Origin of the sequence: Micromonospora deserti, assembly GCF_003236335.1 — a bacterium.
GTDB lineage: Bacteria > Actinomycetota > Actinomycetes > Mycobacteriales > Micromonosporaceae > Micromonospora > Micromonospora deserti.
This window is the reverse complement of the sequence record NZ_POUB01000241.1, coordinates 1-8996: the sequence shown is the minus strand read 5'-3', so window position 1 is coordinate 8996 and position 8996 is coordinate 1. Positions and strand designations below refer to the sequence as shown.

Sequence of the window (8996 nt, the reverse complement as noted above, 5' to 3'; positions counted from 1 at the left end):
GTAGAGCACCAGGCCCCACCAGGCCAGCCCCCAGCCGATCGCCCCGGCCACCGCCGTCGCGCCCGGCACCGCCGCGGCGAGCAGCAGGATCGGGAACGCCGCCAGCAGCAGGAAGGTGGCCGTCTTGCCGACGTAGTGCACCGGCGGCGGCCCGTACCCGTACCGGCGCAGCACCGCCAGCGACCCGAGCAGCAGCAGCTCCCGGGCCAGCAGCGCCGCGGTGAACTGCCACGGCACCACGTCGCGCACCGTGAAGCCGACGAGGGTGGCCAGGATGTAGAGCCGGTCGGCGAGCGGGTCGAGCAGCTCCCCGAGCCGGCTGACCTGCCGCAGCCGCCGAGCGATCCAGCCGTCGACCCAGTCGGTGGTGCCGCCGATCGCCAGCACCACGATCGCCGCCACGTCGGCGCGCGCCACCAGCAGGAGATAAAGGAACAGCGGCACCCCGAGCAGCCGGACGAAGCTGATCAGGTTCGGCAGGGTGAGCACCCGGTCGCCGGCGCGGCCCGCGGCGTCGCCGGTGACCCGCGGTTGCTCTGCCCGAGCCGGCCGACGCGACACCGAACCTCCTCCGCGACGCGCTCCGGCGCCCGGCCGAGGTCGGGCGCTGCGGAGGGACGTGCGCTGTCGGGCCGGCTGACGCCGGCGCCCCGCGACCCCGGGACGGGGCCTCCCCTGATGCGGCCCGCGATCGATGATCGCGGGCCGGCTGAGTTGCGCTGCCACTATATCGGGCCCGCGGCGTCCCTCCCGGGGGCAGCGTGGCCGGGTCGACGCGCGTTTGTGCCTTGTGTGGCGTGCGTCACGCGCGGTAAGGCGTCCTAGGACGCTGCCTGCTGGCCGGACACCGGTGGTCAGGCGGTGCGGGCCGGCGAGCCGGACGGCGACTCGGCGGGGGGTCAGTCAGTCGGCCGAGCGGACGGCGACCGCGCCATGGAAGGCGTCCGGCACCTGCTCGGGCGGACCGTCCGGGCGCCACCGGTCCACCGGCACGATGCCGTCCCCGGTGGGCGTCCAGCGGCCCAGCAGCGGGGCGAACGCGGCCGGGGTACGCATCCGGAACGCCGGTCCCATCATGGCCAGCGCCGCCGGATGGCCGGCCAGCTCCTCGGTGTCGAAGTCGACCGCGAGCAAGCTGCCCGGCGCGGTCGCCTGGTACAGCTCGTCCAGCGTACGCGCGAGCGTGTCGTCGTCCAGGAACGCGGCGAGGCCCAGGAACACCACACCCACCGGCCTCCTACCCCACCCCGGCACGAACCGGTGCAGCTGGGCCGGGTCGATCGTGCCGATGTCGGTCGCGTCGCCGTAGCCGTAGCCGGCCCGGTCGCTGCCCGCGAGGATGCGCTGGCCGAGCCGGAGGGTGACCGGGTCGACGTCGGTGTAGAGCACAGTCGCCTCCGGGGCGACCTCGTGCACGTTGCCCATCGTGGGCACCCCCGCGCCGAACACCAGGAAACTGTCCACACCGTCCCTGGTCATCGCCCGTACCGCCCGGCCCAGGAAGGCGCGCAACGCGCGGAACACCGGCGCACAGGGCCCGTACGCCTGCTCGAACGCGCGGGCCCCCGCCACGTCGACCGGGAAGTGGTGCTCCCCGCCGAGCCAGAAGTCGATCATCCGTGCGGTGCTCGGCTGGTCCGGCTCAACCATCGATGACGCTCCCTCCCCGGTGGTCGCCGCCAGCGTACCGACCGGTGGTCCTGCACGGTATCGGCCCGACGACACGCCACCGGCCGGGATACTGACCCGGAACAGGCGGGAGGTGCGGTGGTGAACTCGGCGAGCGACACGGCGGTGGTCGTCGGTGTGGACGGCTCGGAGCCGGCGCTGCGCGCCGTCCGGCTGGCCGCGGTGGAGGCCGCCCGGCGGCAGCGTCCACTGCGGGTCGTGCACGGGTTCATCTGGCCGCTGCTGCGCGTGCCGGTGGAACCGCCCGAGGGCGGGCCCCCCAGCGCCGGGCTGCGCCGCCAGGCGGAGCAGCTCGTCGCCGCCGCGGTGGCCGAGGCGGAGGCCACCGTTCCCGGGCTGCGGATCTCCGACAAGATCATCGACGGGGAGGCCGCCGCCGCGCTGCTCGGGGAATCGCCGACCGCCGCGCTGATCGTGCTCGGGGACCGCGGGCTCGGCGGCTTCTCCGCCCTGGTCGTGGGCTCCGTCGCGGTGCAGGTCGCCTCGTACGCCGACTGCCCGGTGCTGGTCGCCCGGGGCTCCGACCGCACCGAAGGGCCGGTGGTGGTCGGCGTGGACGGCTCCGAGCTGTCCCGCCCGGCCGTCGAGTTCGCCGCCGAGGAGGCGTCGCTCCGCGGCACCGGACTGGTCGCGCTGCACGCCTACCGGTATCCGACCTCCACGGAGCCGGGCGACATGCTGCCGCTGGTGTACGACGACGCCAAGCTGCGCGCCGGGGAGGAACGGGCGGTGGCCGAATCCCTCGCCGGGCTGGCCGAGCGGTGGCCGAATGTGCCGGTGAACCGGGAGACGGTGCGCGCACGCCCCGGCAAGGCGCTCACCGAGGCGTCCCGCCGGGCCCAGCTGGTGGTGGTGGGCCGGCAGGGGCGCAGCGAGTTCACCGGGTTGCTGCTGGGCTCGGTGAGCCAGTCGGTGCTGCACCACGCCGACTGCCCGGTCGCGGTGGTCCGCGCTCCCGGCTGAGCGGGGTTGGCCGCGGCGCAACCGGGTACGCGACCCCGGTACGCCCGACGGGCGAGGACGACCGGAGGAGGCAGTGATGCCAGGACCACGGCCGGGGAGCAACGCCTACGACAAGCAGCGGGCGCGGCTGCGCAACACCATCGACGATTCCGGACGGCGGGTGCCGGACCGCAAGGCGAACCAGGTTGCCAACCGGATCCTCCAGGAGGATCGGGGGCAGCGGGGCGTGGTCCGCGGAGAGCGGACCTACGGGCCGAAGGGCGAACGCGAACCCGGCGACCCGAAGTGAGGACGACGAACCCCACCGCGCTGAACGTCGTCACCTGGACGCGGCACGGCGGCCGCAGCCAACCGGCTGCGGCCGCCGCCGTCGAGCTGGCCCCGCTAGCTCTGGCCGCTCTCGTCGTCGGCGACCGGCTCCGCAGCCGGGCCGTACGGGGAGACCTGACCCTTGGGCACCGGGCGCCCCTCGTCCCCGTGAGAGGTACCACGGTTGAGGGGGTGACCGGTCGGGTTCGGTCCCTTGCTGTCCTGGCTGGTGGCGCCCTTGTTGTTGCGCCGGAGCTCCTGTTGCTGCGGGTTCACCACGGGCCTGTCTCCTTCCGGGTGGACGGCACGCGTCTCGACCGCCTCCGTCCCGGGTTACCCGTCGCCGTCGGCGGCAATCCGGCCGCCGGTCCGACCGCGACGATCGGGTAAACCCCGTGGCGGCCGGTGCGCGGACGGGATTCGGGGCCGGCGGTGGGGCTAGCCGCGGGCACGGCGGGTACACCGCCGCGATGGGCGACGATCGCAGGGTGGCGCGGGTCCTGCTGCAACGGCGGGGCCGGACCTACGCCGAGGAAGCCGGCATCCGGCTCGCCGACCGGCCCGCGCCGCTGTACCAGCTGCTGGTGCTCGCCACGCTGCTCAGCACCCGGATCCGTGCCCAGGTGGCCGTCGCGGCCGCCCGGGAACTCTTCGCCGCCGGCTACCGCACCCCGCAGGCGATGGAGGCGGCCAGCTGGCAGGACCGGGTCGACGCGCTGGGCCGGGGGCACTACCGACGCTACGACGAGCGGACCTCGACGATGCTCGGCACCGGGGCCCGGCTCTGCCTGGACCGCTGGCGCGGCGACCTGCGCCGGCTGCACCGGGAGGCCGGGGGTGAGCCGGCCGCGCTGCGCCGGCTGCTGACCGAGTTCCCCGGCATCGGCCCGACCGGCGCCGACATCTTCCTCCGCGAGGCGCAGGCGGTCTGGCCGGACCTGCGCCCGTACGCCGACCGACGCACCCTGGCCGGGGCGAAACGGCTGGGCCTGCCCGGCTCGCCGGACCGGCTCGCCGGGCTGGTCGGTGGCGCCGACTTCGGCCGGCTGGCCTCGGCCCTGGTCCGGGTCGCCCTCGGCGAGGAGTCCGCCGGCGAGGTCACCCGCGCCGCCGCCTGAACCCGCTCACTTGACGGGCTTGTCCCCCGGCTTGGTCAGGTGCCACACCAGCAGCGACGCCAGCAGCGCGAGCACCACCAGGCCACCGGTGACCCCGCCGCCCTCCTCGGGGCTGCGCCCGGTGGTACCGAAGTAGATGACCGCGAGCCCGGCCAGGACGGTGACGAACGTCCGCAATCCTCGGTCCTTCACGTTCCGCACGGTACGGGCGGCGCGCGCACGGCTGGCCGGTTCGTCCATCTTTCACCCGACCGGGACCGCCGCCCGCGCCACGCCGGCGGGGAGCCGCGCCAGACGGTCGGCTCAGTCGACCTCCAGGTCGTCCAGGGAGATCTTGTGCGACATCAGCCACCGGGCCAGCGCCGACATACCGAACAGCCACAGCGGCGCCGACTCGGTGGTGCCGTTGGTAGCGAAGACGGCGAAGCGCAGGTCCGGCGCCCGGTATGCCTCGATCCGCCACCGGTGCTGCCGGTCCCGCCAGACCGCGCAAGGGTCCATGCCGCCACGCTAGGTGATCACCCGCCCCAGCGGGCCGGCTTCCGTGCCGGGTCCTAAGGGCCTCAGGGCCGGGTGACGACCACGACCCGCGCGTCGTCGGGCAGCCGGCGGGTGGCGCCCCGCCGGTCCAGCAGCTCCAGCAGCGGCACCGCCACCCGCCGGGTGGTGTCCAGCGCCTGCCGGGCGGCGCTGAGCGTGAACGGCTGGGGCAACCCGGCCAGCACCCGCACCGCGTCGTCGGGCGCGCCGGGCAGCAGCACCACATTCTCGGCCAGCCGCAGCAGCGCCCCGGCGCGCACCGCCGCGCCGATCTCCCGGGGGCCCAGGCCCAGGCCGGCGAGGTGATCGGCCTCGGGGGCGCGGAACGGGCGGTCGGCGTACGCGGCGCGGAACCGGGCCACCGCCCGGGCCACCGGCTCGGGCAGCGCGTCGGCGGAGCTGGCGGTGACCCGGCCGGCGTGCAGCCGCAGCGGGGGGCCGACCAGCGCCTCGACCAGCGCCCGGTCCGGCAGGTCGAGCCGCCGGCGGAGCAGCTCGACCGGCGCGCCCGGCTGCAACGGATGCTCCCGGGCATGCCGGGCGACCTCGTCGGCCAGGCGGGCGCCGAGCTGCCGCCAGTGGTCCGGGTCGGCCAGCCAGTCCCCCACCACCGGCCGGCCGGTGACCGCCACGCCCGTGCGCCGCAGGTCGGCCGCCCGGACCAGGCGGCGGCGGCGCAGCTCGCCGGCGAGGTCGGGGCGCCCGTCCAGCCCGGCCAGCACCGCCACGCGGGCGGCCGCCGCGCCCCGGCGGGTCAGCGGCGGGGGCGCGACGTCGAGCACGATCACCCCGCCGGCCACATGGTGCCGACCCGGGTCGCGCAGCAGCGCCCGGTCGCCGATCAGCAGCGGCAGCGGCCGGGCCAGCCGCAGCCGGGCGGTGTCCGGGCCCAGCGGCCGCACCCGGGTGGGCACCGCCGCCGAACCGACGTGCAGGGTCACGGTGGCCGGCAGGTCCGCCGCCGGGTCCCCGCAGATCCGGACGTCCAGCAGGTCGGTGCGCTGGAACCGGCCCGGGGTGAGCAGGGCGTCGCCGCGGCCGAGCCGGTCCCGGGGCGTGCCGCGCAGGTTGACCGCCACCCGGGCCAGCGCGTCGACCTCGGTGCGGGCGGCGCCGAGGGTGTGCAGCCCGCGTACCCGCACCGGCTCGCCGGTGGCGGCGAGTTCCAGCTCGTCGCCGACCCGCAGCCGGCCGGTGCCCAGCGTGCCGGTCACCACGGTGCCGCTGCCCCGGACCGTGAAGCAGCGGTCCACCCAGAGCCGGACGGGGACGTGCGTCGCCGGCACCGGCAGCCGCGCCGCGAGCCGGTCCAGGGCCGCGCGCAGCTGTGGCAGTCCGGCCCCGCTGACCGCGCTGACCGCCACCGCCTCCACCGCGCCGAGCGAGGTACCCGCCAACTCCGCCCGCGCCCGGGCCAGCGCCGGCCCCGGATCGGCCAGGTCCGCGCGGGTCACCACCAGCAGGCCGTACGACACACCGAACGCGTCAAGCGCGGCCAGGTGCTCGGCGGACTGCGGCATCCACCCCTCGTCCGCGGCGACCACGACCAGCGCGGCGGGCGCCGGGCCGACCCCGGCGAGCATGTTCGGCACGAACCGCTCGTGCCCCGGCACGTCAACGAAGGCGACCGTCCCGCCGGAGGGCAGCGTCGTCCAGGCGAAGCCGAGGTCGATAGTCATGCCGCGGCGGCGCTCCTCGGCCCACCGGTCCGGTTCCATCCCGGTCAACGCCCGGACCAGGGTCGACTTGCCGTGGTCGACGTGCCCGGCGGTGGCCACCACCCACATGGTCAACGGTGCCCCGGTACGCGCAGCACCGCGGCGCGCAGCGCCTCGTCGGCGTCGGTGGGCACGCAGCGCAGATCCAGCAGCAGCCGGCCGCGCACCACCCGGCCGAGCACCGGCGGGTCCCCGACGCGCAGCGGCCCGGCGTACCGCTCGGGCAGGCTCAGCGCCCACGAGTCCAGCTCGACGCCGGGGGCGCCACCGCCGCCGACCACCGCGGCGGCGGGCACCACCTCGGCCTTGCACCCGTCGGCGGCGAGCGCGTCGCGCAACCGCTCGGTCCGCCGGCGCAGCCCGCCCACGTCGGCGTGCAGGGCGGCCCGGGTGGGAGTGGCCGGGTCGACGACGGTGGCGGCCAGCGCCGCCAGGGTCAGCTTGTCCACCCGCAACGCCCGGGCAAGCGGGTGCCGGCGGAGCTGGTCGACCAGGTCGGCGGCGCCGAGCAGCAGCCCGGCCTGCGGCCCGCCGAGCAGCTTGTCGCCGCTGGCGGTGACCAGCGCCGCCCCCGCCCGCAGGGTGGTCGCGGCGTCCGGCTCGTCGGGCAGCAGCGGGTCGGGGGCGAGCAGCCCGGAGCCGATGTCGGCGACGACCGGCACGTCGAGGGTGACGAGCTGGCGCACCGGCACCGCCGAGGTGAAACCGGTGACCTGGAAGTTGGACGGGTGGACCTTGAGCACGAAGCCGGTGCGCGGCCCGACCGCTGCGGCGTAGTCGGCGAGCGTGGTGCGGTTGGTGGTGCCCACCTCGCGCAGCCGGGCACCGGTGCTCGTCAGCAGGTCCGGCAGGCGGAACCCGTCGCCGATCTCGACCAGTTCGCCCCGGCTGACCACGATCTCGCGGCCGGCGGCGAGCGCGGTGGCGGCCAGCACCAGCGCGGCCGCGCCGTTGTTGACCACGTGCACCGCGCCGGCGGCGGGCACCGCGGCGGCGAGGGCGGCCAGGGCGTCCCGGCCGCGGCGGGCCCGCCGTCCGGTGCTCAGGTCGAGCTCGACGTCGGTGTGCCCGGCGGCCGCCACCAGCGCCGCGACGGCGGCCGCGGACAGCGGCGCCCGGCCGAGGTTGGTGTGCAGCACCACCCCGGTCGCGTTGAGCACGGCCCGGGGCGCCGGCGCCGGCAAGGCGGCCAGCGCGGCATCGCGTACCGCCTCGGGGTTGATCTCGCCGCGCCGGGCCCGGTCCTGGGCCTGGCGGACCGCGGCCTTGACCCGGTCCCGGCCCAGTGTCGTCGCCGCGCCGGCCAGCCGGGGGTCGGCGAGCAGCGCGTCCGTGCGCGGCACCTGACGCCGCGGATCCGCGCGGCCGTCGCCCATCACGTCATCCCCCCGCAGGCTTGGCGGAGACGGACGGGAATCGAACCCGCCTGGCCCGGGGCCCGGGCCACACCGGTTTTGAAGACCGGGAGGGGCACCAGCCGCCTGAACGCCTCCACCGAGCATTTGACCACAGCACCGCCCGGCCCGCGCAGCGGGGCCGACGACGGCCGACGGCGGTGAACTACCGGTCGGCCTCGGCGGTTCGAGCCGCCCACCGCCGCTCGAGCCGCTCACGCTGGGGCACCACGGTATACCTCGGGTCCGCCGCGGAGGCGACGCCGGCATGGAAGACACCGAACCGGGTGGCCAGCGACGCGGCCAGCAGCGCGGCGCCGGAAAGCACCGAGACCGCGCGGCTGCGCCGGCCCAGCACCGCCCCGGCCACCCCCGCGGCGGTCAACACCCGCCCGGCCCGCAGCAGGCGGCCGGCCCGGCCCGTCCGGTAGGGCTCGCTGAGCAGCCCGAGCCGGGTCTCCACCCGGTGCGAGCCGAACAGTTCCAGCGCCGCGCCGGCCACCGCCATCCGGCGGGCCGGGTCCGCCTCGGTGGACGGCGCGGCGATCAGACCGACGGCGGCCCCGCTGGCCAGCGCGCTACCCGCCGACCGCGCCGCGGCGCCCCGACCGAGGGGGTCAGTGCCGGTGAGCTGCCGGTAGACCGGCCAGCCCTCGATGAAGGTCCGCAGGCCCACCACGACACCCCCCGCGTCGACGCCGGACCCTCGAACATAGGGGAGCCGGAGTGGGAGCGCGACCCGAGCGGCCGATCGGGTCACTGGCAGAGACCGCGCCCGGCCCGGTGAGCTGGGGCGGAGACCGCGCCCGGCCCGGTGAGCTGGGGCGGAGACCGCGCCCGGCACAGTAGCGCGGAGACAGCGCCGCCCCCGGGCCCGGTGGGCTCGGGGGCGGCGCTGGGTGCCGGTGTGTAGGTCGCCTCTCGGCGAGTGGCGCGACGCGGCTCCAGCCGGACGGTATTCCGCGAAGGCAATAGTGGTGAGGCCCGGGGACACTAGCCACACCGACACCTGACTCAACCACCCGGCCCCGCTCCCTCTTCCCGCCACCACCACGAAATCTCAAACCACTGGCGACAGGCCGCCGGCCAGCAGTGGGTACGCCGCCGGCCGGCGCCCTCGACGGGGTGCCGGCCCTGGGTATGCCGCTGGCCGGCGCCCCGTGTGGGGTGCCGGCCGGCGGGTGTTGGTGGTGTGGGTCAGCTGTTCCAGTGCTGGGTGACGAGGTCGGCGGCCTGCTGTTCCCACTGTGCGTAGTGGTCCGGGT

Annotated in this window: 10 protein-coding genes, 1 tRNA gene and 1 pseudogene; 3 read left to right on the top strand and 9 right to left on the bottom strand. The window is 76.7% G+C overall.

Annotated elements, in window-relative coordinates; translation table 11 throughout:
- On the bottom strand, window positions 1-561 hold a 561-nt coding region (gene clsA / locus C1I99_RS25185; RefSeq protein WP_111136671.1), incomplete at its 3' end, for a cardiolipin synthase ClsA.
- 342 nt (window positions 562-903) lie between these two features.
- Window positions 904-1650: an SAM-dependent methyltransferase gene (locus tag C1I99_RS25180; protein WP_111136670.1), complete on the bottom strand. Its 747-nt coding sequence runs from the start codon at window positions 1648-1650 to the stop codon at window positions 904-906.
- 120 nt (window positions 1651-1770) lie between these two features.
- Between C1I99_RS25180 and C1I99_RS25175 the strand changes: the two genes are divergently transcribed.
- Both C1I99_RS25175 and C1I99_RS25170 read left to right on the top strand, forming a co-directional pair.
- A complete protein-coding gene (locus tag C1I99_RS25175) occupies window positions 1771-2652 on the top strand; it encodes a universal stress protein (RefSeq protein WP_111136674.1) in 882 nt (293 codons plus the stop codon).
- A 76-nt stretch (window positions 2653-2728) separates the two neighbouring features.
- Window positions 2729-2941 carry a phosphatidylethanolamine-binding protein gene (locus C1I99_RS25170; RefSeq protein WP_111136669.1) on the top strand — a complete coding sequence of 71 codons (213 nt, stop codon included), beginning with the start codon at window positions 2729-2731 and terminating at the stop codon, window positions 2939-2941.
- A gap of 95 nt (window positions 2942-3036) precedes the next feature.
- On the opposite strand, the gene C1I99_RS25165 is transcribed toward C1I99_RS25170, so the two are convergent.
- Complete coding sequence (locus tag C1I99_RS25165; protein ID WP_111136668.1) at window positions 3037-3240, bottom strand: hypothetical protein; 204 nt, start codon at window positions 3238-3240, stop codon at window positions 3037-3039.
- 191 nt (window positions 3241-3431) lie between these two features.
- Here C1I99_RS25165 and C1I99_RS25160 point away from each other — a divergent pair, with 191 nt between their 5' ends.
- Entirely contained in the window at window positions 3432-4079 is a 648-nt protein-coding gene (locus tag C1I99_RS25160; protein ID WP_111136673.1) for a hypothetical protein, read from the top strand.
- A 6-nt stretch (window positions 4080-4085) separates the two neighbouring features.
- Here C1I99_RS25160 and C1I99_RS25155 read toward each other — a convergent pair whose 3' ends face one another.
- The 6 genes and pseudogenes from C1I99_RS25155 to C1I99_RS25135 all read right to left on the bottom strand — a co-directional run.
- Complete coding sequence (locus C1I99_RS25155) at window positions 4086-4271, bottom strand: hypothetical protein (protein WP_111136672.1); 186 nt, start codon at window positions 4269-4271, stop codon at window positions 4086-4088.
- Window positions 4272-4382: 111 nt separating this feature from the next.
- Complete coding sequence (locus C1I99_RS25150) at window positions 4383-4580, bottom strand: hypothetical protein (RefSeq protein WP_111136667.1); 198 nt, start codon at window positions 4578-4580, stop codon at window positions 4383-4385.
- A gap of 62 nt (window positions 4581-4642) precedes the next feature.
- Window positions 4643-6406, bottom strand: a complete 1764-nt coding sequence (selB, locus tag C1I99_RS25145; protein WP_111136666.1) for a selenocysteine-specific translation elongation factor — start codon at window positions 6404-6406, stop codon at window positions 4643-4645.
- A gap of 2 nt (window positions 6407-6408) precedes the next feature.
- On the bottom strand, window positions 6409-7713 hold the full coding sequence (selA, locus tag C1I99_RS25140) for an L-seryl-tRNA(Sec) selenium transferase (protein ID WP_111136665.1): 1305 nt from the start codon (window positions 7711-7713) through the stop codon (window positions 6409-6411).
- A gap of 21 nt (window positions 7714-7734) precedes the next feature.
- Window positions 7735-7830, bottom strand: a tRNA-Sec gene (locus C1I99_RS32910).
- A gap of 67 nt (window positions 7831-7897) precedes the next feature.
- Window positions 7898-8317, bottom strand: a pseudogene (locus tag C1I99_RS25135) (NrfD/PsrC family molybdoenzyme membrane anchor subunit); the annotation flags it as partial.
- Window positions 8318-8996: the final 679 nt, after the last annotated feature.

Excerpts from the sequence above, each read along its gene's own strand:
- selB (WP_111136666.1), bottom strand. The coding sequence starts at position 6,406 with ATGTGGGTGGTGGCCACCGCCGGGCACGTCGACCACGGCAAGTCGACC.
- C1I99_RS25180 (WP_111136670.1), bottom strand. The coding sequence starts at position 1,650 with ATGGTTGAGCCGGACCAGCCGAGCACCGCACGGATGATCGACTTCTGG.
- C1I99_RS25170 (WP_111136669.1), top strand. The coding sequence starts at position 2,729 with ATGCCAGGACCACGGCCGGGGAGCAACGCCTACGACAAGCAGCGGGCG.
- C1I99_RS25160 (WP_111136673.1), top strand. The coding sequence starts at position 3,432 with ATGGGCGACGATCGCAGGGTGGCGCGGGTCCTGCTGCAACGGCGGGGC.
- selA (WP_111136665.1), bottom strand. The coding sequence starts at position 7,713 with ATGGGCGACGGCCGCGCGGATCCGCGGCGTCAGGTGCCGCGCACGGAC.
- C1I99_RS25150 (WP_111136667.1), bottom strand. The coding sequence starts at position 4,580 with ATGGACCCTTGCGCGGTCTGGCGGGACCGGCAGCACCGGTGGCGGATC.